This window comes from Pseudalkalibacillus sp. NRS-1564, assembly GCF_050467905.1.
GTDB lineage: Bacteria > Bacillota > Bacilli > Bacillales > Guptibacillaceae > Guptibacillus > Guptibacillus hwajinpoensis_B.
This window is the reverse complement of sequence record NZ_JBITPM010000048.1, coordinates 1-25690: the sequence shown is the minus strand read 5'-3', so window position 1 is coordinate 25690 and position 25690 is coordinate 1. Positions and strand designations below refer to the sequence as shown.

Genomic DNA, 25690 nt, shown 5'->3' with positions numbered 1-25690 from the left:
TCCTCTTCATTATCGCATATCTCCTGACACTTTCATTACGTTAGGAATTGAAAAAACCAATCGTTAATCGATTGGCTTTACTTCATAAAAAGAATAATGATGCCTATTGTCCGGACTTTATTCCTTTTGCAACGCTATAGAAATTATTTACAATCATAAATGATCCTGTATTGCCCCCACCGGATCCACTAACCGTATTACTTACGGAGATTGGGGAGATCGTGTGTGCACATTGGACTACCGTTCCGCTATTATTTGTAATGATCACTGGTCCTCTAATAAAACAACCCATCCATTTCACTCCTCAAAAGCCATCTTCTGATAGCAGTATATGGACAAACTGAGTGAATGGTGTGGACATGTCTTTAAAATTAGCGTCTAAATTTAATGAAGCATAAAAAATAGGAGTCAGCTTCTTGACTCCTAATTAAATCGTTAACTTATGAAAATCGCTTGCGCAAATGTGATGCCCCCGGTGATGAGTAAAAAGACGAAGCTATATTTAAGAGTGAAACGGAAGAGATCTCCTTCTCGTCCTACTAGGCCAACCGCACCTGTTGCAACAGCGATAGACTGAGGAGATAGCATTTTTGCCATCACGCCACCTGCAGTATTCGCAGCAACGAGAACCATTGGAAGAACAGCAATTTGCTGAGCAGTAATTTGTTGCAAGTTCCCGAATAAAGCATTGTTAGACGTAACAGAACCAGTTAAGAATACGCCAAGCCATCCTAGGAGTGGAGAAAGGAATGGGAAGACACCTCCGCTTGCAGCAAGAGCTAGACCTAATGTAGAGCTCATGCCACTATAATTTGCAATGAAGGCAAATCCTAGCACCATCATAATTGTAAGTACGGGCTTTTGAAGTTCTTTTATTGTTTCAACAAAAGCTTCTAGCGCTGCTTTAGGACTCATTCTAAGAATGAAAATAGATAGGACCGCAGCGATGAAGATGGCTGTTCCTGTTGCTGAAAGAAGATCAAGTTTCAACATCGCCCCATATGGTGTAGGTTCACTTACAATTGGTGCTGTTTTAATGACGAGATTATGGAGTCCAGGTACAGGAATTTGAAGAATCGTTGCTTCAAGTAATCCGCCTTCTACAAATAAATTTTTGAAAGGTTTTAAACTCCAGATTGTTACCATTCCTGTTAACGCAATAAATGGAGACCATGCTTTTAAAATTCTACCTGCGGTTAGTTGAGCTTCAGGGTCAAGAGAAACAGCCAGGTGTGCCTCCACTTCAGGGTTAATTCCCTGAGTTTGCTGCATTTTTGGATGCCGAATTTTCACGAATACAGCTACGGCTACTAAACTAACGATAGAAGACGTAATATTAGGCAGCTCTGGTCCAATAAAAGTTACTGTCGCCCATTGTGTAATGGCATAAGTACTACCGGCTACAAGAGCTGCTGGCCATACTTCTTTCAAGCCTTTCATACCATCCATAATGACGACGAGTAGGAATGGAATTGTGAAAGAGATAAAGGGAAGAGACGTGCCAAGAAATTGACCAATTTCCAGTGGAGCGAGCCCGCTCACTTGACCGGCAACAATGACAGGGATGCCCATTGCTCCAAATGCTCCACTAGCTGTATTGGCGATTAAACAAAGGCCCGCTGCTTTAAGTGGTTCGAATCCAAGTCCTACAAGAAGAGCGGCTGTAATCGCAATCGGTGCTCCAAAACCAGCTGCGCCTTCAAGAAACGCATTAAATGAAAAGGCGACGAGCAACATTTGAATTCGTTTGTCGTCCGTAATGGATACAATGGAACTTCTGATAATATCAAATTGCCCACTTTTTACAGAAAGTTTATAAAGGTAGACAGCTCCAATTACGATGTAAGAAATTGGCCATAAGCCAAATGTAAAACCGTAACCAGTTGTCGCTGCAACCATCGTAATAGGCATATCATAGAAGAGAATCGCAATCACTATAGCGAGCATCACTGTAACAGTAGCAGCGATATGCCCTTTCATTCGAAATGCTGTAAGAGCAAGAAAGAAAAAGAAAATCGGAATAAGAGCAATAAAAGCGGATAGCCAGATGTTATTAAATGGGTCATATACTTGTGTCCATGTTTCCATGGGGATCACCTCTTAAGTGTTATAGTAGGGTTTCATTTAACCGTCTCAAAACAGGGTTTCATTGCTTCGCGTAACGTCCTTGCAGAATGATGCAGTTGTTTCATCTCGGTCTCTGTGAGATCAAGCTCTACTATTTCTCGAATACCGTTTCTGTCGATAATGGCAGGTGCGCCAATATAGATGTCATTAAGACCATATTCACCTTGCATCAATGTTGAGATCGTTAGGATAGAGCTTTCGTTCCTTAGAATCGCTTTGGTCAGACGTACAAGTCCCATTGCAATACCGTAATAAGTTGCGCCTTTCCGATGAATAATGTGGTAAGCTGCGTCGCGGACGTTCGTGAAAATCTCGTCAAGTACTGGCAACTCTTCTTCTGATAGCATTTTCGTTACTGGGCGGCTACTAATGGTAGCGTGGCTCCATACTGGAAGCTCCGTATCGCCATGCTCGCCGAGGATATAAGCATGTACATTTCTAGAATCGACCTTGAAATGATCGCCGATTAAGTAACGAAGTCTTGCGGTATCAAGAATCGTACCAGAACCAATAACGCGTTCCATCGGTAGACCAGAGAATTTCCATGTAGCATAAGAGAGGATATCTACTGGATTCGTTGCAACGATGAATAGTCCGTCAAAACCACTCTCCATAACGGCAGTAACAATTCCCCTGAAGATGTTTACATTCTTTTCAACAAGATCAAGTCTCGTTTCCCCAGGTTTCTGATTTGCGCCGGCTGTAATTACGACAATGTCAGCATCTCGACAGTCTTCATAATCCCCTGCCCAAATTCTCATAGCTGATCCAAACGGCATCCTGTGATTTAAATCTCTTGCTTCTCCTTCAGCTTTTTCTTTATTTAAGTCAATGAGCACCATTTCATTTACTACTTCTTGATTTAATAAGGCGAAAGCATAGCTTGTCCCAACAAATCCAGTTCCAATGACAGCAACTCTCGTTGTATATCGTTCGTTTTTCATATTAATTCCACCAATCTATTGTATGTGATGTCTTTCACATACATAATATAACGTGGATTTAATTGCTCATATGTGACAAAGATCACATGAAAAGGTTTACATATAAAATTAATTTTAAAAGGTAAAATAAACATGATTACATGAGGAGTCTATGTAAAAAACGCTCAAAATCTGAGCGTTTTGTTTTTTACCAGAAAAAGAAAGGTGACCAGCTATAAGCGGCGATGGAGGCAAGACCGACTGCAATGAGAGCCGCTCCGAAAAAGAAGTAGCTACCAAAGCCTGGCCCATCGTTTTCGCCATCCATCGGGCGAAGGTAGACATTGTCGCGGTCACAGTGATCGATGTAACCGTAATGCGTTTTGCCATCATGACAGCGAATGGCTACACACCTACCAGCGTTTTTAGTGAATTCGTCGTGATAAGACATGTTATTCCTCTTTTCTTGTTAAATGTAAGAGTCGGGAAACTCTTAGATCGTGCATTATTACTTTATGAAATTCGGATAGGTGAGGTTTGGACAGGAATGGAGCTAAAACAAAATAACAGCTCTTTTATAAAAGAAATAAAGTAGCTATGATAAGGCTAGAACGAAGGAGGGGTGAAATGGACGGTATTAAACAAATTGGGTCTTTCTATCAAGTCGATCATGAGGGGTACCTTGTAAATGATACGTCTTGGGAGAAAATCAATAGAAACTATCGAAACGCGATCGATCGTGCTGTGGAGAATTTAACTATAGCTATGCCTTTAAGCAGCATTTATTTAAGAGGATCAGCGCCAAAGGGGGAAGGAATAGAAGGTGTGTCTGATCTCGATCTCATTGTTTTAACAGAGAACGGGAATGAGCAAGTAGCTGAATTATTGAATCAACAATTAGTTGATGAATTTCCATGGTTAAATGGGTGTGAGATAAGTTTCTATTCAGCTAAAGAGTTAGAGGGGTTAACTTCCTTTTCAATCATTCCATTCATGCTGAAAACGTCCAGTCTCTGTGTTTATGGAAAAGATGTGGCAAAAGCTATTCCTAGGTTCAAGCCACATAGAGCTCTTGCAAATGATCATCTGATTCAGCTAGAAAACCACATCGTTCAGGCAAAAAGCGAGCTTGTTGGAAATGAAGATAGTGAAGATATAGCGGATTGCTGCGGATGGATTATGAAAATCATTGTCCGGAGCGGTCTCGCGCTTGTGATGGAGAAAGATCCAATGTATACAAGAGACCTTTATCCAGCTTATAAGCTGTTTAGTAATTTTTATCCACATAAAGAGTCTTATATGAAACAAGCCTTAACATACGCTGTATTTCCTACATCCTCAATAGAAGAGATTACTCACTTTTTGGATCAGTATGGGAAATGGCTTATTCAAGAAGCGAATGATTGGCTAAATGAGTATAACCCTGAAAGAGTTCGGCATCTTTCGATTGAGTAGTAAAAAGGGAGCGAGATCATGGATTCGATCTCGCTCCCTTTTCAAAATTTCATAAATAGGTGATTAGCGCAATTCCGCAAAGAAACAAAACGCTAAGGATCACTTTTCCAAAGAGAGGGAGCTGTTCTTTTCCCTTCTCATTAATACGTTCTTCTTCCTCTTCAAGAGTCGTTTTATCTTTCGATTGGCAGCAGCCCATATCATCACACCTTTTCGGTTTAATACGCTATCCGTCAAAGGGGATTCTCTGTTCAATGTATCCCTTTAAGCAACGCTATCCTTATCCCAACCGGAGATATCGATTTCTAGTGGAATGTTGGCAGCGCGTTGCTTGCGAGCAGAGTAGAAGAAAGCTACAATAACGGCGATCGTAATGATGGTTGCGCCGATGTAGGCGACATTCATTGGTAACCGAAAGCCGATTGGTGCATTAAGAATGTAAGTTGTCGTTGCCATTGTGATAAAAATTGCTGGGATCATGGCAATCCAGTAGTTTTTCTTTGCAATAAACAAGTACATTGCACCAACCCATAAGGCAATCATCGCTGTAGACTGGTTAGCCCATGAGAAGTATCTCCATAGAAGGGTAAAATCAATTTTCGTAAGCCCAAATGCGACAACGAATAGCGGTAGTGCGATCCAGAGGCGATTTGTTACTTTACGCTGTGAGTAATTAAAGTAGTCTGCAATAATCATACGAGCACTTCTGAAGGCCGTATCGCCGGACGTGATTGGAAGGACGATAACACCAAGAATGGCAAGCGTTCCACCGATCGCACCTAGCATGAGAGTAGAAGCTTCACTTACAATCGCAGCCGGTCCACCATTAGCAAGCAGTTCATTTAACCCAACAGGTCCATTGAATAAGCTCATAGCAGCAGCAGCCCAAATCATCGCAATGACACCTTCTGCAATCATCATTCCGTAGAAAATGTTGCGACCTTGTTTTTCATTTTGCGTTGTGCGTGAAATGATTGGCGTTTGTGTAGCGTGAAATCCAGAAAGTGCGCCACAAGAAATTGTTAAGAATAGTAATGGAAAGACTGGTGCATTGTCAGGGTGGAAATTACTTAGCGTGATTTCAGGAATCGGTGCGCCAGTGAACACAAGTCCAGCACCAACGCCGAGTGCGCTAATAAGAAGAAGTGCACCAAAAATCGGATAAAAGCGTCCAATGATTTTATCAATCGGTAACAATGTAGCTAGGATATAGTAAACAAAAATTGCTCCTAGAATAAGACCCATTGTTGCCCAGCCGTTCATTAAGTTGTTCAATAGTCCAGCTGGTGCTGTGACAAACACCGTTCCTGTTAGGAGGAGAAGTAGCACAGCGAAAGCATTCACAACGTGCTTCATCACTTTTCCAAGAAACTTTCCAGCAAGTTCAGGTAAGTGAGCGCCCCTGTTACGAATGGAGATCATTCCTGTAAGGTAATCGTGAACAGCTCCTGCGAAAATACAGCCAAATACGATCCAGAGAAAAGCGACTGGCCCGTAGAGTGCACCAAGAATCGGTCCGAAGATTGGACCAACTCCTGCAATGTTCAATAATTGAATCAAGGAGTTCTTCTTCGTGTTCATTGGAAGGTAATCGACGCCATCCTGATGCGTATAGGCGGGGGTTTGACGTGCTTCCTTAATGCCAAAAATTTTCTCAACAAATTTTCCATAAGTAAAATAACCAATAATAAGAAGTGCAATTCCTGCTAGAAATGTATACATGAAATCATCCCTTTCCGTACAATGTATGCGTTTACATAAAGTATAAGAGATGAGAGGGAGGAATGGACTAATTCCGCTCTAACATGTCTGAAAGTTGGATTGAGATGTCTGTATGAAAGACTGAAATGCACTCGGAATTACAATTCAAGTTCTGTACGTAGTGCTTTTACATAATTACGACTTACAGAAAGCTTTTCTCGAACACCTTCTAATTCAAGCTGATAAGCACCATTAAACCATGGGGTCAGGCGCGTCACGTAGTGAAGATTAACAAGATATCCTTTATGAATTCTAAAAAACGAAAAGGAGGATAGTCGGCTTTCAAGTTCTTTTAGCGCCATCTTCACTTCGTACTCGCCATTTTTTACAACGATCCGTGAGATTTTTTCATCGCGAAAAATAAAGAGGATATCATTGGGATCGAGGTAATGAATCTCACCTTCTAGTTCAACTGAGAGCTTGCCTTTCTTTGGCGGAGGTTCTTCTTTAGTAGATACTTGCATCAACTTCTCTAGACGTTGTACGGTTTGATGAAGCTGTTCTTCATCATAGGGTTTCAGAAGATAGTCAATCGCTTCATATCGAAAAGCTTCTGCAGCAAATTCAGGATAAGCGGTCGCAAAAACGATTAGAGGAGATTTCTTAAGTTCCAATAAGGCTTTTGCTGCTTCCATCCCATTCATTTTGGGCATCTCAACATCAAGAAAAACAACATCTGGTTGAAGTTGAAGTGCTTTGATCACTGCTGTTTCACCTGAATCAGCCTCACCGATCACATTTATCGATTTAAAATGTGAGAGTAAATGAACGAGTTCCTGGCGGCTGTATCGTTCATCATCCACGATTAAACATTTCATTTCGTTCATCTATTAGTCCTCCATTAGTGGAATCAAAAAGCAAATGGTTGTACCGTTGCAAGGCTCGCTATGAATGGCAAGGCTTGCTTCGCTTCCAAATAGCATTGTTAGGCGACGATTAACGTTATAGAGGCCAAGCCCTGTACCAATTTCTGACGACACGTGTACTCTACCAAGCTCTGGTAAACGATCAGGGGAAATCCCTTCACCGTTATCAGTTACGCAAACAGTAACCCCGTTTGGATTTTGAGCAATTGTAATTTCAACAAGACAATCGTTTTCCTTATTTTTGATACCATGTTTAATAGCATTCTCAACAATCGGCTGTAACGTGAGTGGAGGTAATTGGACGGATAATACACTTTCATCGATTGTATATTTAACGGTTAGTCTGTCTACAAATCGTGCTTCTTCCACTTCAAGGTAGGCTTTCACGTGTTTTAACTCCTGGTTAAGCGAGGTCATGTTCGCTGTAGTACCAGATAAATTTTGTCTTAAAAAGTGTGAAAGGGAAACGAGTAATTTACGTGCTTTATCAGGTTCAATACGAATTAACGAAATAATTGTATTCAGTGAATTAAAAAGAAAGTGCGGACTGATTTGTGCTTGTAATGCTTTGATTTCGGCTTCTTTTGCGAGCTGATAGGCTTTATCCGCTTCAGCTATTTCTAACTGATTACTAAGAAGATTGCTGAGACCGAGAACGAGCTCAGTAATAATATGGGTGATCTCTTTTTCCGATCGGAAATAGAATTTTAGCGTGCCGATTGTTTTACCTCGCTGTTTAAGGGGAGCAATAATGGCTGCTCCGAGCGGACAATTTTTCTCAGCACAGTGAATGGTTTGATCGTTTGCTATAACAATTTCACCTTTATGAATCACGTCTTTTGTAATGGTCGTTTGAATCTCGTGTCCTGATTGATGATGGTCGTTCGCAAGGCCAACGTGACTTAAAATGTGTGTACGATCCGTTATCGCTACTGCGCTACCTTCAATTTCTCGATGAAGAATCTGACAGACCTCATGAGCTGAAGCTTCAGAAAGCCCTTGTCTGAGATAACCAAGTGTTTGATCCGCGATACGAAGGGTTTTCTGTGCCTGAAGCGCACCAGCTTTTTCTTCCTCGTTTACAACATTTTTTATGATAAGGAGGAAGAGAGCACAGCCAATTCCGTTTGCGAGAATCATTGGAATTCCGATCACTTCTACAAGAGCCATGGCATTTTGAAACGGTTTTGAAAGAAGCAAGATAATGAGCATTTGAACGGCTTCTGCACCTGCACCGATCATAAAGGCTGATCGAAGTTTTACATGACGGTTTCGTTTGTGTAGAGAGCCAGCGATAAGTCCAGCAATAATGGAGGCAAGTCCACAAGCTACTGCTGTAAATCCACCAAGCATATAGCGATGAATCCCTGCAATTAGCCCTGCACCAAATCCAACCCTCTTTCCACCAAGAAGTCCAGCAAGAACGACTCCGATTACTCTTGAATTCGCGATGGCTTCGTCAGAAGAAACTTCAAGTGGCCATGAATTAAATTGGAGTGAATCTGTACTAAATGTTAATCCTGTATATGTTCCGATGATCCCAAAGAAACCAAAGAAGCCAATCGCAACATACTGCTGCTTACGAGCAAGCTGATCGCTGTATATCATATCTCGGAAGAAGCGAAAGCGGGTTAGCACAAACGCAATTGTGACGATAATGCCAAGTCGCTCTAGCATCGTAAGCAAGAGTTCGAACATGAGGGAAAGCTCCTTTCTGGTCTTTCTGGTGCCTGTCACCACCCGGTTTAAGTCAAATTCTGTCGAATGATAAAGCGGTTACTTCTTATTATACGTGTTTTAATGAAGAGATAAAATGGATGGAAGAGAGAAGGCGAATCACTCACACATAAGCTACGATTTCATCTAGCCTCTTATTTTTACGTTTGAATATCAAATTTCCTTAACCGGTACTGCAAGCTTTGTCTACTTAGACCTAACACTTTTGCGGTTTTTGATATATTGTTTTTGTTTTCTTGAAGCACCTTTTGGATATAAACTTTTTCAGCTTTCTCCATTTGTTCTTTCAATGGGATAATTTGATTGGAATGATGTATGGTAAGTTGATTAGCCTCAATCAAATGCCTTTCTTTTTGTAATGGCGATTTATTTCGATACTGAATGAGCAAATGAGAATAGTGTATGATGTCTTCGCTCATCATTAAATTCATTGCCCCTTCAATAATATGTTCTAATTCTCGTACATTCCCTGGCCAGTCGTAAGCTTGAAATGATTCAGAGACTTCCGTATCTACTCCTTTAACATCCATTTGAAAGAGATCGTTGTATTTTGAGATAAACGAATCCACTAATAAAGAGATGTCCTCTTTCCTTTCTCTAAGTGGAGGGATAAAAAGAGTCACAACCCCAAGTCGGTAATACAAGTCTTTACGCATTCGTTCCTTCGCAATGGCTTCAATGGGATCTTCGTTCATTGTAGCGATGATTCTAACGTCAATGGCCTTATCTTCTGTGTCACCAATGCGCCGAATTGTTTTTTCCTGTAGGACTCTCAATAGTTTCGCTTGTAAATTCATACTTAAAGAATTAATTTCATCAAGTAATAACGTCCCGCCTTCTGCTTGTTCAAATAAGCCTGGTCGCTCAGTTGCTCCTGTAAATGCGCCTCGCTTCGTACCGAACAGAAGGCTTTCAATCAAATTATCAGGTAAGGCAGCACAGTTTTGCGAAATAAACGGAGCGGAAGAACGGTGGCTACCATTGTGGATGCTTTGAGCAAATAATTCTTTTCCTGTTCCGGTTTCCCCAACGATCAAAACAGACGACGATGTTCGTGTGCTTCGTTTTGTATTCTCAATCACTTCTTGAATGGCAAGACTATCTCCAATAATGCTATCGAATGTGAATCGAGTGTTTCCTTTTCGATTCATATTGTCACGAATTAACCGTTCAAGCTTTGTTACGTCGTTAGAAATCTCGACAGCGCCTTTAATAGTTCCATTTTCTAAAATGGGAAATGAGTTGTTAATTGTTGTGATTTCTTTCCCTTTATTATTGAAATACGTTTGCTTCACATTCGAAGTTTCGATGCCTTTTTGAAGTGCCTTAACAAGCGTGCTGCTCTCATTCGCTGAGAACATAAAGACATCTAATAAATGCTTATCAACAACATCCTGGCTATCCATGGCTTCAATTTGCATCATTTTAGGATTATAAATGATCGTTTTCCCTTTTTCATCAATCACATGAACGCCGACGTCGATTTCATCGATGATTTTTTTGTATACATGATTCATCGTTTTAAGTGCTTTCCAATCGTTCTCCGTTTCATTATCCAAGTTACGTACCTCCTTTGTTGCTACCGCTATTGTATGTATGAAAGTACATGGATTGCAATGTTATTTTGCACACACATGCAAAATAAATCAATTATATGCAAAGGTGTTTTGCGTGGCGAAATTGAATAATCACCGTCCTCCCTAAGATTTAATCGTTTTAAAAAGTTGGCATAAAACTTGCTTGTTACTAACGAGAGGGAGAGCGAAGATTTTTTGATTCTCTAGGTGAGGCGAACTTTTAAAGGAGGAAGAACATGAAGACACAATCAACGACTGAGAATGTGATTGAAAAAACAACTCAATATGGAGCGAATAACTATAACCCGCTTCCAATTGTGATTACGGATGCAGAAGGGGTGTGGGTGAAAGACCCTGAAGGTAACCGATATATGGATATGTTGAGTGCTTATTCAGCAGTTAATCAAGGACACCGTCATCCGAAAATTATTCAAGCCTTGAAGGATCAGGCAGATCGCATTACATTAACATCCCGAGCTTTTCATAACGACCAATTGGCTCCGTTTTATGAGAAGGTCGCAAAGCTAACAAATAAAGCAAAAGTTCTTCCAATGAACACTGGGGCAGAAGCAGTGGAAACCGCTATTAAAACGGTGCGACGCTGGGCTTATGATGTGAAAGGCGTTACAGAAAATCAGGCTGAAATTATTGCATGCGTCGGAAATTTCCATGGACGTACAATGACGGCTGTATCTCTCTCTTCTGAGGCTGAATACCAGAGAGGATTTGGTCCAATGTTACCGGGAATTAAATTGATTCCATACGGTGATATTGATGCGCTACGAAATGCCATTACACCAAATACAGCTGCTTTCCTATTTGAACCGATTCAAGGAGAAGCAGGGATTGTCATTCCTCCAGAAGGCTTTTTAAAGGAAGCTTATGATGTTTGTAAAGAAAATAATGTGCTTTACGTTGCAGATGAAATTCAAGCTGGTCTTGGGCGCTCGGGTAAAACATTTGCGTGCGATTGGGAAAATGTTGAGCCGGATATTTACATTCTTGGAAAAGCGCTAGGCGGAGGCGTCTTCCCAATCTCATGTATTGCTGCTAATGAAGAGATTCTTGGTGTCTTTAATCCTGGCTCACACGGATCCACATTTGGTGGGAATCCGCTTGGCTGTGCCGTTTCCGTTGCTGCTCTTGAAGTTTTAGAAGACGAACAGTTAGCTCAGCGGTCACTCGAGCTTGGAAACTATTTTCAAGAAAAATTAAAGGATATCAATAACCCTCTAATTAAAGAAGTACGCGGTAAAGGATTATTTATCGGAGTTGAATTAACAAAGCCAGCAAGATCTTACTGCGAAAAGTTAAAAGAAGAAGGGCTTTTATGTAAGGAAACGCATGATACGGTGATCCGATTTGCGCCACCGCTTATCATTTCAAGAGAAGATCTTGATTGGGCCATAGCTAAAATCGTAAATGTGTTGTCCAAGTAATAAAGCAACCTTACTTTATAAATTTATGAATATTGAAAACTGAACAAAGAAGCTAGTGACCTAAGGTTCGCTAGCTTCTTTGAATTTTTTTTAGAATTGTAATACATTATCCACAAAGTTCAGTAAGGATCTTTTGAATTGTGTAGATGCTATCATCCTTCTTAAACTGCTTCGAGAAGGTAGGAGCTTGTGAACTGGAAATCCAGATTTTGAGCTCTGCATCAAGATCAAAGTGTCCTGCTGTTTCAATGCTGAAGTGCGAAATGCTCTTGTATAGAACAGAATGATATTCCACTTTCTTACCTGTCATGCCTTGCTTGTCCACAAACAAAAGGCGTTTATCTGTAAAGACGATTAAATCCCTCACAAGCTTAAATGCAGCATTCACCTCTTCTGTTTCTGAAAGAATGGTAGATAGCTCTTTTTGCACATCTTCTTTCTTCATCGTTGAAGCATTCCCCATAAATCCGCTTAAAATACCCATTGTAACTCCTCCTTCACATTTGTATTATGTTCTCCCTCATATTCTAGCATAGGTAGTGCCTGTCACCACCCGAACGGGCTCGAATGCTGTCGAGCAATATATGGATAAAAGAAGAGGTTCTTGCATACGTATCGTATGATGCTCGTGATAAACTCGAGTTAGCTATACGATGAGGATTAACGGCAATTATTTCTTATTTATAGGAGGGGTAACAATGCCATTTTTGAATATTAAAGATGATGTAGAGCTTTATTATGAAGATGTTGGTATGGGGCAGCCTGTGATTTTCATTCATGGCGTTTGGATGAGTAGCCGCTTTTTCAAAAAGCAGCTTCCGTACTTTAGACAAAAGTATCGTGCGATTTCTCTAGATTTAAGAGGTCATGGCCAATCCTCACACGTTCAAACAGGGCACACAGTGGCAAACTATGCTCGTGATCTGAAGAAATTTATTGACCAGCTTCATCTTAAGGACGTAATGCTAGTTGGATGGTCAATGGGGGCATTTGTAATATGGGAATACTTGCAGCAGTTCGGTGAGGATAACGTGAAGGGGACAGTTATTGTTGATGAGCTAGCATCGGATTTTAAGTGGCCAGATTTTGAAATAGGTGCATTTGATCTACCGGCACTCACCGGAATGATGAGAGAGATTCAATCGGATCAAAAAGGATTGCTTCAAGGATTCATTCCACTGATGTTTAAAAAAGATTTGTCTGAATCTGAGCTCGAGTGGATGTTAGCAGAGACAACCAAAATGCTTGCTTCCATTGCAAGCGCGATTCTTTTCGATCAATCCATCATTGACTGCCGCCCTTATTTAAACCAAATAACGAAACCAACGCTATTGTGTTTTGGAAAAGAAGAAAAGCTCATCCCAGTAGCAGCAGGGGAGCACTTAAATCGAGCGATCCCTAACTCGAAACTTGAATTGTTTGAAGAAAGCTGTCACTGTCCGTTTATAGAAGAAGCTGATAAGTTTAATCGAGTAGTTGATGAATTTATTGGAAGTCTGAATTAGTGCCTGTCACCGCCAGATCAAGCTTAGAAATTAAATAAACGTTTAATTAAGAATAGAGTGTGGACCTAATAAAGGTTCGCACTTTATTTTTTGCCGTATAGAGGAGAATTTCGAAACCTGTCGAATGTTTAAATTTGGAATGAAATGATAAACGGGGAGAGTGAAATCTCGAGATAAGTATTCATGTTAAGCTAACTGTAGTAGCTGAGTTAAGAAACAACTTTCACAGCAAAGAAGGAGTCAAACATGACAAAGATTTGGTTTAATAGATGGTTTACTACTGTGGCACATTACATAGAGTTAATTCGACAAAACGAAGATGGAGCAGAATTTGAAGTGTATGGTTCACACCCGAACGAAGATGCTTTGTATTTACAGTATTGCGATCATTCTTTTGTTGAACCTGATATTAGTGGCGATGCGTACGTTGCGTATTGTCTACAAGTTTGTGCTGAAAAGAACATCGATTTGTTCATACCTCGTAAAGAAAATGTCCTCATCTCGAAAAACCTTTCGAAATTCCACAGCATCGGTGTAAAAGTTCTCGTATGTGACGCAGAATTAATGGCTCTTATGGATAATAAAGCGGCTATGTACCAATCCATTCTTACAAAGGAAGCAGAGAAAAAGACATCGCTCGTTCCTATTCCAGATTACGCAGTTGTTACCAATGTAGAAGAATTCAAAAAAGCTTATCATCATCTTCGTAAAAAAGGTCATACTGTCTGTTTTAAACCTGTGATAGGTGAAGGCGCCAATGGCTTTCGGGTTATTAGTGAAGGGCAGGAAACGATTGAAGAACTTCTTACGGGTGGGGTATCTAGAAGAATTTCAATTGAGCATGCTTGCTCTATTTTAAGTCAAAAAGATTCGTTCCCAGACTTAATGGTCTTAGAGTACTTAGATGGTTATGAGTATAGCATCGACTGTCTTGCGTATGATGGAGAGCTGCATCTTGCTATCCCTCGTAAGAAAGTTGGGGGAAGAGTAAGAGAACTTGAGAACAATGAAGAGCTACTAGAGATTGCACGAGCTATTCATAAGGAATATAACATTGATTACATCTCAAATATTCAAGTTAAGTTCAGCAATGGAATTCCAAAGCTTCTTGAAATTAACCCAAGGATGGCTGGGGGGTTGAATATTAGCTGCTTATCGGGCGTAAACATCCCGTACGAAGCGATTAAACTGTTGCAAAATGGTGGTAATCCGTTCCTTAATTTAAATCCAGAAATGGGTATTCGCGCTAGCCATATAGAAAAAGAAGTTATTCTTTCTTAATTTAAAGGAGGCACTCTGATGAGTATTATATTAATGAAGAAAAACGCTGGTATTATTTTGAAGAAAAAGAATTTAGATCAAGTTGTAGCTAGAGTAGGTCTTGTCCTTGATATTAGTGGTTCAATGCGGAAACTATACAAAGAAGGCGTCGTTCAAAAAGTCGTCGAGCGAGTTCTTGCAGTCGCAAGTCAATTCGATGATGATGGTTCACTAGATGTATGGGTATACGATAATGAGTTTAGTCGATTAAAGCCTGTAACAGAATTTGATTTCGAAGGTTACGTGGATCGTCAAATTCTTTCGAACGATCTCGTTCATAAATTTGGTCGAAATGATGAACCTCTCGTTATGGAAGATGTCATTAGTAAATACGTAGAAGAAGATCCATCGAAAGAGCCGGTGTTCATTGTGTTTATTAATGATGGAGGCTGTAAACGTGGAATTAAGAAAGCGATAGTCGAATCTTCAGACCAACCTCTTTTTTGGCAGTTTATTGGTATAGGAGATTCTAACTTCGATGTATTAGAGAAGTTGGACACGATGACGGGACGCTACATTGATAACGCCAACTTCTTCCATATAGAAGATATTGACCGGACAAGTGATGAAGTGTTGTACAATAATCTTCTAAATGAATTTCCTGATTGGCTGGAGGAAGCTAAGGATAAAAGAGTTATTCAGTAAGTAGTTAGTTCCCTACGTTAACAGAATCGACAAATTTTTCATGTTATCATCGTTGCTCAATGGTTAAAGGATTCATTTTAGCTGAAAATATGTTAGTTTTAAATAGAAAGAATCAATTTTTCTTGTTAAAAACAATTTTTTTGTTGAAACATGAAACTTTCTGAATCTAGGCACGTATTACAGAATAGGCAGTTAACTATTAAACTTAACACACACCATCTCATATTTAACTTAAATCTACTAACAGGAGTGAAACGATTTGACAATTTCTTTGCAGAAAGGTCAACGAATTGACTTAACAAAAGGAAATGCCGGTTTATCGAAAATTATGGTTGGCCTTGGTTGGGATCCAGTTGAGCAAAAGAAAAGTGGTCTTTTAGGTGGTCTTTTTGGAGGCGGAAGCGGTGGCGCTAACGTTGACTGTGATGCTTCTCTCCTTATGCTTGAGGACGACAAATTAACTTCTAAAAAAGATTTAATTTACTTCGGTAACTTAAAAAGCGCATGCGGAAGTATCAATCATACTGGTGACAACCTGACTGGTGCTGGAGACGGTGATGACGAGCAAATTATGGTTGATCTCGGTAAGGTGCCACAGCGTATCACAAAACTTGTTTTTGTAGTAAACATCTATGATGCTGTGAAACGCAAACAGGATTTTGGTATGATTCAAAATGCGTTTATTCGCGTAGTAAACCAATCGAATCAAGAAGAAATGATTAAATTTAATCTCACAGATAACTATTCTGGTAAGACAAGTCTCTTTGTAGCAGAAATCTATCGCCACGGCAGTGAATGGAAATTTGCCGCGATTGGTAATGGAACGAACGATGCTGGCTTAAGCGACATTGCAAAAAAATATTAAACTACTAAAATTCTAAAGGGGTTGACGAGCATGGCTGTATCATTATCTAAAGGACAAAAAGTAGATTTAACAAAAACAAATCCAGGTCTATCAAAGGTTATTGTAGGACTTGGATGGGACACAAATAAATACGATGGCGGAAATGACTTTGACCTTGACGCAAGTATCTTCCTATTAGACAGCACTGGTAAGTGTTCTTCTGATAAAGATTTTGTTTTCTATAATCAAACAGAAGGTGGCGGCGGTTCGGTTGTTCATACAGGCGATAACCGTACTGGTGAAGGAGAAGGAGATGACGAACAAGTAAAAGTTCATCTTCATGATGTTCCAGCTGAAATTGAGAAAATTTCTTTCGTCATTACGATACATGATGCTGAAGCGCGTAATCAGAATTTCGGACAAGTATCTAATGCATTTGTACGCATCCTAAATGAAGATTCAAACGAAGAGCTCATTCGTTATGATCTTGGAGAAGATTTCTCGATTGAAACAGCGATTATTGTTGGAGAACTTTACCGTCATAACGGCGAATGGAAATTCTCTGCAGTAGGATCTGGTTATCAGGGAGGACTTGCTAGAATCGCAACTGACTTTGGTTTACAAGTCGGATAAACTCTTCTTTTTTGGCAAGAGGGATGCCTCCCTCTTGCCATTCCAATATAAACGCGAATTGGGGGATCACATTGGGAATTCAACTATCTAAAGGACAGAGAATTGATTTAACAAAGACTAATCCAGGACTCGTTAAAGGACTTATTGGGCTTGGTTGGGACACGAACAAATACCAGGGAGGCTCTGACTTTGATCTAGATGCATCGGCATTTTTAGTTGATGCAAATAATCGTTGTCAGGACGATCTGGATTTTATTTTTTATAACAACTTAGAGCATCCAAGTAAATCAGTCATTCATACAGGTGATAACCGAACAGGTGAAGGTGATGGAGATGATGAACAGCTGATCGTCGACTTCTCAAAAATTTCCGCGCATGTTGATAAAATTGGAATCACCGTCACGATACATGATGCTGAAACTCGCCACCAGAACTTTGGACAAGTATCAAACGCATTTGTTCGTCTTGCGGATGAATCTTCTGGAGAAGAGCTATTGCGATTTGACCTTGGCGAAGATTTTTCAATTGAAACAGCCGTCGTCGTTTGTGAACTATATCGACACGGTAACGAATGGAAATTCAATGCAATAGGTAGCGGGTTCTCAGGTGGACTTGCATCCCTTTGTAAAAATTATGGCCTTGAGGTTTAAGGCTTAGCTAGTTGACATTAGGAGGAAACATCAAGTGGAAATCTTACAAGAAATTCTAAACACATATGCCTCTTTCTTTGATTGGGAAATGTGGGGAGAAGTTTTAACTGACCCTGTTTCATGGGGACTTATCGGTACGCTGGTGCTTTTAGAAGGGCTGCTATCAGCTGATAACGCACTAGTACTTGCCGTTATGGTTAAACACCTTCCACCAGAAAAACGTAGAAAAGCGCTAACCTATGGGTTAATAGGGGCATATTTCTTCCGATTCTTATTTATTGGTATTGGTATGTATCTTATTAAATTTTGGTGGATCAAAGTATTTGGTGCCGCATACCTTGCGTGGATTGTAATTCAACACTTTAGAAGTAAAGGTGAAGAAGAAGGTACGGAGGGTATGAAAAAGGATACCTGGCTTGTTCGAACCTTTGGTTTATTTTGGGCAACTGTTATTTCAGTAGAATTAATGGATATTGCGTTTTCTGCTGATAGTATTTTAGCTGCACTAGCTATTTCAGAACAAGTATGGGTACTGTTACTCGGAGGTATGATTGGTATTCTTCTTATGAGAACAGTAGCGGGTGTATTTCTGAAGTTGATTGAAAGAGTTCCTGAAATGGAAAATACAGCGTTTGTATTAATTGCAATCATCTCAGTGAAAATGTTCTTAAGCGTGTTCCATATTGAAATCCCGCACGTTGCTTTCTTTGGTATTATCGTGCTTGCCTTCCTTGGAACGTTTGTTGTTCATTACATTAACAATAAAAATCGACCATACGCTGAAGAAACAGCATCAGCAAAAGAGAACGAATAATATAAAGAGGAGGAGACGCGGGTGCTCTCCTTCTTTTTTATACAATGAAACTTTCAATTTAGTAAAAATAGAAGCTAATATAACCTAATAATTAGGACTTAGGGGGTGAAGACGCTGGAATATTTTAAATATCTATCAGAAATGCAAAAGGAGCAAATTTTCTATAAAAAACCAACACCTATTAATAAACATATAGATCGTGAACAGCTATCGTATGCGGTTGGTGCTGCTTTGTATATGCCTGCGATTCGAAAAGATATTGCTGAGATCGTGATCCAAGGCAAGTACCAAGAATTGACTACGATTGTGCTTGATCTTGAAGATGCAATTGGGGACAACTGTGTGGATGAGGCGATCGATCAGACGGTAGAACACCTTTCCTCTATCGCGCAAGCTATGAATGATCGTCAGTTGTGTTGGGAGACACTGCCCCTACTGTTCATTCGTGTCCGGTCAGCTGAGCAGTTAAACGAAGTGGCAAATAAATTAGGTGCTTCTATTCACTATTTGACAGGTTTTGTGTTTCCTAAATTCTCCTCTAAGAATGGTGGAGAGTATTTACATACTCTCAAAAAAGTAGAACGAACGGCAGGTGCTCTTCTATATGGCATGCCGATTTTAGAGTCGCCAGAGCTTTTCTATAAGGAATCACGCTATACAGAATTCCAACGCATATCTTTGCTATTAAAAGAATACGAATCCTCTATTCTTAACGTCCGTATTGGAGCGACTGATCTATGTGGACTTTATGGAATCCGCCGCAGTGCCCAATCAACAATATACGATATATCGATAATGAGAGACTTTATATCTGATGTCGTCAATTATTTTGGTAGAACCTTTGTTATCTCGGGTCCTGTATGGGAGTATTTTAATAGCAGAAGCGAAGTAAGTGCCCATGCGAATGAAACCATACTGGACTATAACACAGGACTGTTGAACGAGACGCTGCTTGATTTGACGAATGGGCTAATTGGTAAAACTGTCATCCACCCTACTCATATGAAAGTCGTACAGTGTGTAAATATTGTATCGAAAGAAGAATATCTTGATGCACTTAGCATTTTGGATCACGTAAGTGGGGATGTAGGCGTGCTAAAAAGCGAATCACATAATAAGATGAATGAGATTAAACCGCATTATAAGTGGGCGATGAAGATCATTACGAAATCGAATATATACGGGGTGTATCATGACAAGTACAATTTCATCAAAATGCTTACCGAAACAGTACCATTTTCAGATCCTGTCGGATATGAGCGTTAACTTAGAGGTTACTCAAAATAAATTGAACATACCGGTTGAGGAATTTTTTCAAATGGCAGCTAGAATTAATAAAAAAGAGGTTTTTTGTTTGTTAGTAAAATGCTTGGCAAGCATATTCCGGTTCATCCTCATAAATCGCTACTTGCCTCAGGACTCTTAGCAATCACTTATTATGAGAGCGTGACAGGAGAGTCCATCGATTATTTATCAGAAGTAAGAGATGGGTTTTTAAGCGACCACCTGGAAGAAGTTAAGAAATCGTACGAGCGATTGCTAAACAATCCTCTCTATCTTGAGGAACCACCAATAGTAATTGGATTTGCTGAAACGGCTACAGCTCTCGGACATGCTGTATTTGATAGCTTTCAAGAAGGATACTATATTCATACAACAAGAGAAAATGTAAGTGATTTAGATCCAGAATTTAACTTCAAAGAAGAGCATTCTCATGCTGTGGATCAACGGTGTTATGCAGATCGATCTATTCTAATGAAGTCTAATCCTGTTGTATTAGTAGATGATGAAATAACAACTGGGAAGACTTGTCTAAATATCATCAGGGAACTCCACGCCAACTATCCTCGCAAACATTATGCTGTTCTTTCTCTATTAGACTGGCGATCTGATAAACATATGGAACAGTATAACGCATTAGAAATGGAACTTGGGATTACAATTAGCGTTCTTTCTTTGCTTAAAGGAACTATTAATTTCGAAGGAAAGCCTCTTGAGCAACCGATTCAGGACTTTCAATCAAGTCGATATCTTAGTGGTGTAGCTGAGATTAATCGTATTGATTTATCATCTTGTTTCGATTCACGTAATGGAAATGACTATTTAACTTATAGCGGTAGGTTTGGAATAAACGGAGCGGATAAAGCGAAGATAGAGGATTCATGTCAGAAAGCATCGAATCTCTTAAAGAAAGAATCGCTCGATGGGAAGACTCTATGCCTTGGCACTGGGGAGTTTATGTATATCCCAATGAAAATCGCCTCTTATTTAAACGGTGAGGTGTATTATCATTCCACGACAAGAAGTCCGATACAGCCGGTAGATATTGATGGATATGCGATATCAAATGGTTTCACATTTGATAATCCAGAAGATCAACAAATTCAGCATTACGTCTACAACATTCCTAAAGGTGAATATGAGCAAGGTTTTCTCTTTTTTGAAAAAAGTGTCCCAGATGCTGACCTTAAAGAAATTATAGCAATATTAGAAGAACGGGATATAAAAACGATTCATATTGTAACGTGTTCTTGAAGAGAGGGATGAACAAATTGACTGTACAGACTACCAAAATGGGAAGTTATCCTGATCAAGATGTAACTTTCCTTCTAAAAGATTTATCAGACATCACAATGGAAAAAAGTACGATGGAGAGAGAACAGGCGATTCAGAAAGGTACACACTATTCTGAGATGCTTCCGATTGAGTATAAGCCGACAGATGAATATATGAAATTGTTCTATACTTCACTCGAAGAGGCGAAGCACAAAGTGGCTGTAGCAGTAGGGATTGTTGCTGAACAGCTTGTGGCGGAAAGAGGCTTTCAAACAGTACTTGTTTCGCTTGCTAGAGCAGGCACGCCAATAGGTGTATTAATCAAGCGTTACCTTTCTTATAAGTACGATCGAGAACTTCCCCATTACAGCATTTCTATTATTAGGGACAGAGGCATTGATGAGAATGCTCTTCAATTTATTTTAAATCAGCATCCTGATTCCTCTATTACGTTTATTGACGGATGGACTGGAAAAGGAGCGATTACGAAGGAGTTAACAAAGTCAGTAGCAGAATTTAATGCTAGTACTGGCAAGAATCTATCAAGCGAATTAGCCGTTTTAGCAGACCCAGGTGACTGTTCTTCTCTTTTTGGAACTCGTGAAGATTTTCTGATTCCAAGTGCTTGTTTAAATTCAACCGTATCAGGGCTTGTCAGTCGTACTGTGCTTAATAATAATTGGATTCATGAGGGAGATTTCCATGGAGGCAAATACTACTCGGAGCTTGCTGCAGAAGATGTCTCCAACTTATTCGTCGATACAATTTGTACACAGTATCCTTTGATCGCTACAGAGGTTGAAGATGGATTGCAAGATATCTCAAAGGAAGATCGCAAGCCGAAGTGGAAAGGACTTGAATCCATCGAAAACATCCAGAGGGATTATGGAATAGCAAACAGTAACCTCATCAAACCTGGTGTTGGAGAAACAACGAGAGTATTGTTACGGCGTGTTCCATGGAAAATTCTTGTGCATCCAGGTGCGGAAATGAACTTAGAACATATTCTTATTCTAGCAAGAGACCGAGGTGTTCCAATTGAAGAGTACGCAAACATGTCTTATTCATGCTGCGGACTGATTAAGCCTATGGAGAAAGAATCATGAGAGCATTTGCTAGTGATTTAGATCGCACGTTAATTTATTCTAGTAGAATGATCGAGCAAGATACCCAGCAAAACTATGAATTAATTGAAACACTCGATGGAAAGGAAATTTCGTATATTTCCAACTATGCTAGTAAGTTATTACAGAAGGTAAATAAAGAGATTTATTTTATCCCTGTTACAACAAGAACAGTTGAACAATACCGTCGTATCACACTCTTTCAAACAACGATTCAACCCGAATACGCCATAACAAGTAATGGCGGTCGAATTTTAAAGAACGGAAAAGTATTGAGTGACTGGTCGAATCGAATCAATGCTTCGTTAGAAGAGTGCTTGTCGCTTGATGCCTTTGTTCGGCAACTGGAGAACCTTATCACAGGAAACTGGGTTGAGCGAATTCGTCATGCAGACTCCCTTTTTGTTTACCTAATTATTAAACGAGATCATGTATCGTCCGAAGAACTCTATCATTTATTTGAGTGGTCACGTGAGCAGGGATGGCAACCTAGTCTTCAGGGGAGGAAGCTTTATTTTGTTCCAAATCCAGTAAACAAATGGAAAGCCGTCGACTATTTGAAGAAAGAGATTGGATTATCTTACGTGTATACAGCAGGAGACTCCCTTCTTGATTATGAACTTGTTCACCAAGGTGATTGTGGCTATGTACCTGCACATGGTGAAGTTCTCGAAAGTTATCCCGATCTTCCCAAAACGACAGCCCATGGAATGAAGGCCTCTGAAGAAATTCTAGACTCCATTGTTGGCGACTTATCTTTAAAAAAGGAATCGGTAGAACAAAAGAGTTAAGTATGGAAGAAATAGTATGTTATTCTGAAAGATAGAAGATGTTATATTGATGAAAGAATGGCTAGAAATAAATAGGGTTACTTCTTACTTGTAAAAGTATAATAAAATTATGAATGTAGGGAGGCTTGATCGGAACTGACCATCCTCCGGAAAGGAATGAGAAAGCGGGGAGAACATCATGAGTCACTATGATCAAATTCTTATCAAGAAAACACCACTTGATGATGAGAATTTAAATGAACTATTATTCAAGCCGTTTCCTGAACGAACTCCTTATGAGAACGGGAACGAATTACTTATAACGCAAATCGTGGGGAGATTTTTGGGGAGCTATTATGATGAGAATGAATATTTTCTTCAGCTGCATGAGCTATCGAATTCTAACTATTTTCATGTATTAAGTGAAGAATTGAATAAGGTAATAAGTCCTGAACGACTTCAGGCGATTCAATCGATTCATTCCATTAACCAAAAAGAAAACGGACTTTCTGCGAATCGGTTTGTAGCCTTTTTGGAAGGCGCCAAACTTATTCCTTCACACAAAAATCCTGCCTTACATCGTCATTTGCGAAAATCATTAATCTCCATTCTTGAACTGTTTGAAAAACAGCATAATGGGGGATTTAGTCACCCGGAATTTCGCAGAGTACTTGTTGATTTAATGAAATGGACTTGGAATCATCTCGATCCATGGTTAGAAGGTGCGGAGTTTGAAATAAAGATGCCTGGTATTGTATGGTACGGTGAAGCTTCAACAAGTCAGCAATACTTTTTACTTTATCTTGTTCAGCTTGGATGCGATGTCCTTTATTTTCACCCTGAAGGAGTTGATTCGTTTGACGAACTCGATCCCGATGGGGAATTGATGGAGAAACGAAACCTACCTACTACCGTCGCACTTGAACCATTTCCGATTGAAAAACCAGAGAGACGCTCTACGGTTGCTTATCGAGCAACAAAAGAAATGGATACGGTGCTTCATCATGAAGGATCGCAACTTTTTAAGCCTTGGCAGTTACGAAATTATTCCCCTAAGTCTGTTACGCTAAAAACGACTTATGATGAATTATTTCTGATTGCAATGGAAAAAGCATTTATTAGACCTAATTTTAAAGTAGAGGATGGCACGGTCCATATCCCCTCTTTATTTGCTAAGATCATGGGAGTATCTGAGAATAAAAAGGAATACTGGAACCGACTTCAAGATATTAGTGAAGCGAAATCGACTACGATGATTCGCCAGTTTCCTTTCACACAGGAGACGAGAGCGAATCAGAAATTTCACTACCAGCATACGATGAATCGGGAAGGAATGTTAGATCCTGAATTGATGATGCAGGGAAATTGGTGGCAGTATAAACACCTTCCAAATGAGACGCAGAAAGCGATTGGACAAGCTATCTCAAGAATGTGTGCAAATCCGAAGCTGCTTCCGGAAGGTAATGAAACGGAAGAAGATATTAAGCTTTATTTATTCTCTCAAACTACAAAAATCCCTGAGGAGTTTGTTCATTTAATGCAAACGTTTGATTATTCTCAGGAAGTGCCGAAAGTAGTGCTATATAATACAGAAATGAACGGTACATTATCACGATCAGATGCAGCAGTGTTACACCTGCTAAATGAGTTCGGTATTGATATCATTCTATATAATCCTCCTGGTCATCAATGTATTGAGCGCTACCTTGATTCGAATCAGTTTGATACGCATTGGTTAGAGGAAATGGCATTTCGGCAGGATTTTAAAGAACCTTCTGTATTTCGTAAGCTATTTAAATCGATTAAATTATAATCAGGGAGTGATCGTCCATGACGAATGATACAGGCCTAACTACGCTCGATAAGAATGAAGAGATTACAGAAGCGAAGGCTGAAGATGTACGTTTAAAACTTCGCGAAGAGCAAGAAGTTCAAAAGCTTGCCGGTGAAATTGATGTAAAAGACCAAATGGCATTACTCGAATTTGGTAAAGAACCAGCGGTAGAGATTTCGAAGTTCTCAGATAAAATCTTATCTATGATGCGTACAACTAGCGTCACGGACTCAGGTGAGATGCTGAAACAACTTGGGAAAATCATGGATCGTTTTGATAAGAAAGATTTTGAAGAGCCGAAAACGGGCTTTCTCTCTAAGTTTTTCAAAAAAAGCAATGATATGGTAGAAAAGATTTTTGGTAAATATCAGACGCTCGGTGGAGAAATTGAGAAAGTACACGTTGAAATCTCCAAGTACAAAGATGAAATGTCTCGTTCTACTGGGACATTGGATGAAATGTACCAACATAATCTGAACTATTATGTAGAACTTGAGAAATACGTCGTTGCAGGTCAAATAAAGTTAGAAGAACTTCAAGATAAGGTTCCTGCGATCCAACAAAAAGTTAGTGGTGGCGATCAAATGGCGCAAATGGAGCTTGATACTTTGAATAATGCTATTCAGACGCTAGAGGAGCGCATCTATGATCTTGAGATGGCGAGAATGGTTGCAATTCAAACAGCTCCACAAATTCGACTGTTGCAGCGTGGAAACACTAAGCTAATAGGTAAGATCAATTCAGCCTTTATTATTACCATTCCTGTTTTTAAAAACGGTGTCATTCAAGCTGTGACCGCGAAGCGTCAGAAGCTTGTTGCTGATTCAATGAACGAGCTGGATCGTCGTACAAACGAAATGTTAAAAAACAATGCGCAGAACATCTCGAATCAAAGCGTTGAGATAGCTAAATTATCTGGTAGACCGAGTGTTAAGATTGAGACGATTGAGGAATCCTGGAATACAATCGTTAAAGGTATGGAAGAAACGAGAGCCATTGAGGACGAGAATAAACGTCTGCGAGATGAAGGTACGAAGCGAATTCTTGAACTTCAAGATAACATGAAGCAAATCGGTAATAATGCTAAACGTTCATAAATAAAAGGAGAGC

At 39.7% G+C, this 25690-nt stretch carries 25 protein-coding genes; 15 read left to right on the top strand and 10 right to left on the bottom strand.

Going from position 1 to position 25690, the window contains the following annotated elements; genetic code table 11:
* Positions 1-103: 103 nt before the first annotated feature.
* The 4 genes from ACIFPW_RS20955 to ACIFPW_RS20940 all read right to left on the bottom strand — a co-directional run bounded on the left by ACIFPW_RS20955 (position 104) and on the right by ACIFPW_RS20940 (position 3501).
* Complete coding sequence (locus ACIFPW_RS20955) at positions 104-292, bottom strand: spore germination protein (protein ID WP_194222395.1); 189 nt, start codon at positions 290-292, stop codon at positions 104-106.
* A 143-nt stretch (positions 293-435) separates the two neighbouring features.
* On the bottom strand, positions 436-2088 hold the full coding sequence (locus tag ACIFPW_RS20950) for a lactate permease LctP family transporter (RefSeq protein WP_430247005.1): 1653 nt from the start codon (positions 2086-2088) through the stop codon (positions 436-438).
* Between the two features lie 32 nt (positions 2089-2120).
* Entirely contained in the window at positions 2121-3071 is a 951-nt protein-coding gene (locus ACIFPW_RS20945; protein WP_430247004.1) for an L-lactate dehydrogenase, read from the bottom strand.
* 187 nt (positions 3072-3258) lie between these two features.
* Positions 3259-3501, bottom strand: coding sequence for a hypothetical protein (locus tag ACIFPW_RS20940; protein WP_194222392.1), 243 nt, complete (start codon positions 3499-3501; stop codon positions 3259-3261).
* 176 nt (positions 3502-3677) lie between these two features.
* Between ACIFPW_RS20940 and ACIFPW_RS20935 the strand changes: the two genes are divergently transcribed.
* Positions 3678-4505, top strand: coding sequence for a nucleotidyltransferase (locus ACIFPW_RS20935; RefSeq protein ID WP_430247003.1), 828 nt, complete (start codon positions 3678-3680; stop codon positions 4503-4505).
* Positions 4506-4554: 49 nt separating this feature from the next.
* Here the strand turns inward: ACIFPW_RS20935 and ACIFPW_RS20930 are convergent, their stop codons facing one another.
* The 5 genes from ACIFPW_RS20930 to ACIFPW_RS20910 form a co-directional block, all read right to left on the bottom strand.
* Positions 4555-4704, bottom strand: a complete 150-nt coding sequence (locus ACIFPW_RS20930) for a hypothetical protein (protein ID WP_283153130.1) — start codon at positions 4702-4704, stop codon at positions 4555-4557.
* Between the two features lie 65 nt (positions 4705-4769).
* Entirely contained in the window at positions 4770-6227 is a 1458-nt protein-coding gene (locus tag ACIFPW_RS20925) for a carbon starvation CstA family protein (RefSeq protein WP_098446184.1), read from the bottom strand.
* A 137-nt stretch (positions 6228-6364) separates the two neighbouring features.
* Positions 6365-7093 (bottom strand): LytR/AlgR family response regulator transcription factor, encoded by a 729-nt coding sequence (locus ACIFPW_RS20920; RefSeq protein WP_430247002.1) that lies wholly within the window; start codon positions 7091-7093, stop codon positions 6365-6367.
* 3 nt (positions 7094-7096) lie between these two features.
* A complete protein-coding gene (locus tag ACIFPW_RS20915; protein WP_430247001.1) occupies positions 7097-8830 on the bottom strand; it encodes a LytS/YhcK type 5TM receptor domain-containing protein in 1734 nt (577 codons plus the stop codon).
* Positions 8831-9009: 179 nt separating this feature from the next.
* Entirely contained in the window at positions 9010-10386 is a 1377-nt protein-coding gene (locus ACIFPW_RS20910; RefSeq protein ID WP_430247017.1) for a sigma-54 interaction domain-containing protein, read from the bottom strand.
* 296 nt (positions 10387-10682) lie between these two features.
* Here ACIFPW_RS20910 and ACIFPW_RS20905 point away from each other — a divergent pair, with 296 nt between their 5' ends.
* Positions 10683-11885: an ornithine--oxo-acid transaminase gene (locus tag ACIFPW_RS20905; RefSeq protein WP_430247000.1), complete on the top strand. Its 1203-nt coding sequence runs from the start codon at positions 10683-10685 to the stop codon at positions 11883-11885.
* Positions 11886-11991: 106 nt separating this feature from the next.
* Here ACIFPW_RS20905 and ACIFPW_RS20900 read toward each other — a convergent pair whose 3' ends face one another.
* The gene (locus ACIFPW_RS20900) at positions 11992-12369 is read right to left on the bottom strand and encodes a PH domain-containing protein (protein ID WP_194222382.1); all 378 of its coding nucleotides are present in this window, start codon (positions 12367-12369) and stop codon (positions 11992-11994) included.
* Positions 12370-12583: 214 nt separating this feature from the next.
* Here ACIFPW_RS20900 and ACIFPW_RS20895 point away from each other — a divergent pair, with 214 nt between their 5' ends.
* The 13 genes from ACIFPW_RS20895 (at position 12584) to ACIFPW_RS20835 (ending at position 25677) form a co-directional block, all read left to right on the top strand.
* Complete coding sequence (locus tag ACIFPW_RS20895; RefSeq protein ID WP_430246999.1) at positions 12584-13390, top strand: alpha/beta fold hydrolase; 807 nt, start codon at positions 12584-12586, stop codon at positions 13388-13390.
* A 246-nt stretch (positions 13391-13636) separates the two neighbouring features.
* Positions 13637-14671 (top strand): ATP-grasp domain-containing protein, encoded by a 1035-nt coding sequence (locus ACIFPW_RS20890; protein WP_430246998.1) that lies wholly within the window; start codon positions 13637-13639, stop codon positions 14669-14671.
* 18 nt (positions 14672-14689) lie between these two features.
* Positions 14690-15355: a vWA domain-containing protein gene (locus ACIFPW_RS20885; RefSeq protein WP_430246997.1), complete on the top strand. Its 666-nt coding sequence runs from the start codon at positions 14690-14692 to the stop codon at positions 15353-15355.
* A 259-nt stretch (positions 15356-15614) separates the two neighbouring features.
* The gene (locus tag ACIFPW_RS20880; protein WP_303533769.1) at positions 15615-16220 is read left to right on the top strand and encodes a TerD family protein; all 606 of its coding nucleotides are present in this window, start codon (positions 15615-15617) and stop codon (positions 16218-16220) included.
* A gap of 30 nt (positions 16221-16250) precedes the next feature.
* Positions 16251-16832 carry a TerD family protein gene (locus tag ACIFPW_RS20875; RefSeq protein ID WP_194222367.1) on the top strand — a complete coding sequence of 194 codons (582 nt, stop codon included), beginning with the start codon at positions 16251-16253 and terminating at the stop codon, positions 16830-16832.
* Positions 16833-16903: 71 nt separating this feature from the next.
* Positions 16904-17482: a TerD family protein gene (locus ACIFPW_RS20870; protein ID WP_430246996.1), complete on the top strand. Its 579-nt coding sequence runs from the start codon at positions 16904-16906 to the stop codon at positions 17480-17482.
* An 88-nt stretch (positions 17483-17570) separates the two neighbouring features.
* Positions 17571-18296 carry a TerC family protein gene (locus ACIFPW_RS20865; protein WP_306558473.1) on the top strand — a complete coding sequence of 242 codons (726 nt, stop codon included), beginning with the start codon at positions 17571-17573 and terminating at the stop codon, positions 18294-18296.
* A 114-nt stretch (positions 18297-18410) separates the two neighbouring features.
* Positions 18411-19562 (top strand): HpcH/HpaI aldolase/citrate lyase family protein, encoded by a 1152-nt coding sequence (locus ACIFPW_RS20860; protein ID WP_430247016.1) that lies wholly within the window; start codon positions 18411-18413, stop codon positions 19560-19562.
* An 84-nt stretch (positions 19563-19646) separates the two neighbouring features.
* A complete protein-coding gene (locus ACIFPW_RS20855) occupies positions 19647-20831 on the top strand; it encodes a phosphoribosyltransferase family protein (protein ID WP_430246995.1) in 1185 nt (394 codons plus the stop codon).
* Between the two features lie 8 nt (positions 20832-20839).
* Positions 20840-21958: a cysteine protease StiP family protein gene (locus tag ACIFPW_RS20850; RefSeq protein WP_430246994.1), complete on the top strand. Its 1119-nt coding sequence runs from the start codon at positions 20840-20842 to the stop codon at positions 21956-21958.
* Entirely contained in the window at positions 21955-22767 is an 813-nt protein-coding gene (locus tag ACIFPW_RS20845) for an HAD family hydrolase (RefSeq protein ID WP_430246993.1), read from the top strand. Before ACIFPW_RS20850 ends, ACIFPW_RS20845 begins: the two co-directional genes overlap by 4 nt.
* Positions 22768-22945: 178 nt before the next feature.
* Positions 22946-24559: a YceG family protein gene (locus ACIFPW_RS20840; protein WP_430246992.1), complete on the top strand. Its 1614-nt coding sequence runs from the start codon at positions 22946-22948 to the stop codon at positions 24557-24559.
* A 17-nt stretch (positions 24560-24576) separates the two neighbouring features.
* Positions 24577-25677 carry a toxic anion resistance protein gene (locus tag ACIFPW_RS20835; RefSeq protein WP_430246991.1) on the top strand — a complete coding sequence of 367 codons (1101 nt, stop codon included), beginning with the start codon at positions 24577-24579 and terminating at the stop codon, positions 25675-25677.
* Positions 25678-25690 lie beyond the last annotated feature (13 nt).

Bases quoted from the DNA above. Each gene is read 5' to 3' on its own strand.
- ACIFPW_RS20905 (WP_430247000.1), top strand. From the start codon at position 10,683: ATGAAGACACAATCAACGACTGAGAATGTGATTGAAAAAACAACTCAA.
- ACIFPW_RS20925 (WP_098446184.1), bottom strand. From the start codon at position 6,227: ATGTATACATTTCTAGCAGGAATTGCACTTCTTATTATTGGTTATTTT.
- ACIFPW_RS20885 (WP_430246997.1), top strand. From the start codon at position 14,690: ATGAGTATTATATTAATGAAGAAAAACGCTGGTATTATTTTGAAGAAA.
- ACIFPW_RS20920 (WP_430247002.1), bottom strand. From the start codon at position 7,093: ATGAACGAAATGAAATGTTTAATCGTGGATGATGAACGATACAGCCGC.
- ACIFPW_RS20940 (WP_194222392.1), bottom strand. From the start codon at position 3,501: ATGTCTTATCACGACGAATTCACTAAAAACGCTGGTAGGTGTGTAGCC.
- ACIFPW_RS20865 (WP_306558473.1), top strand. From the start codon at position 17,571: ATGTGGGGAGAAGTTTTAACTGACCCTGTTTCATGGGGACTTATCGGT.
- ACIFPW_RS20845 (WP_430246993.1), top strand. From the start codon at position 21,955: ATGAGAGCATTTGCTAGTGATTTAGATCGCACGTTAATTTATTCTAGT.
- ACIFPW_RS20875 (WP_194222367.1), top strand. From the start codon at position 16,251: ATGGCTGTATCATTATCTAAAGGACAAAAAGTAGATTTAACAAAAACA.
- ACIFPW_RS20835 (WP_430246991.1), top strand. From the start codon at position 24,577: ATGACGAATGATACAGGCCTAACTACGCTCGATAAGAATGAAGAGATT.
- ACIFPW_RS20890 (WP_430246998.1), top strand. From the start codon at position 13,637: ATGACAAAGATTTGGTTTAATAGATGGTTTACTACTGTGGCACATTAC.
- ACIFPW_RS20945 (WP_430247004.1), bottom strand. From the start codon at position 3,071: ATGAAAAACGAACGATATACAACGAGAGTTGCTGTCATTGGAACTGGA.
- ACIFPW_RS20930 (WP_283153130.1), bottom strand. From the start codon at position 4,704: ATGGGCTGCTGCCAATCGAAAGATAAAACGACTCTTGAAGAGGAAGAA.
- ACIFPW_RS20895 (WP_430246999.1), top strand. From the start codon at position 12,584: ATGCCATTTTTGAATATTAAAGATGATGTAGAGCTTTATTATGAAGAT.
- ACIFPW_RS20915 (WP_430247001.1), bottom strand. From the start codon at position 8,830: ATGTTCGAACTCTTGCTTACGATGCTAGAGCGACTTGGCATTATCGTC.
- ACIFPW_RS20950 (WP_430247005.1), bottom strand. From the start codon at position 2,088: ATGGAAACATGGACACAAGTATATGACCCATTTAATAACATCTGGCTA.
- ACIFPW_RS20935 (WP_430247003.1), top strand. From the start codon at position 3,678: ATGGACGGTATTAAACAAATTGGGTCTTTCTATCAAGTCGATCATGAG.
- ACIFPW_RS20900 (WP_194222382.1), bottom strand. From the start codon at position 12,369: ATGGGTATTTTAAGCGGATTTATGGGGAATGCTTCAACGATGAAGAAA.
- ACIFPW_RS20850 (WP_430246994.1), top strand. From the start codon at position 20,840: ATGAACAAATTGACTGTACAGACTACCAAAATGGGAAGTTATCCTGAT.
- ACIFPW_RS20840 (WP_430246992.1), top strand. From the start codon at position 22,946: ATGAGTCACTATGATCAAATTCTTATCAAGAAAACACCACTTGATGAT.
- ACIFPW_RS20955 (WP_194222395.1), bottom strand. From the start codon at position 292: ATGGGTTGTTTTATTAGAGGACCAGTGATCATTACAAATAATAGCGGA.
- ACIFPW_RS20910 (WP_430247017.1), bottom strand. From the start codon at position 10,386: ATGAATCATGTATACAAAAAAATCATCGATGAAATCGACGTCGGCGTT.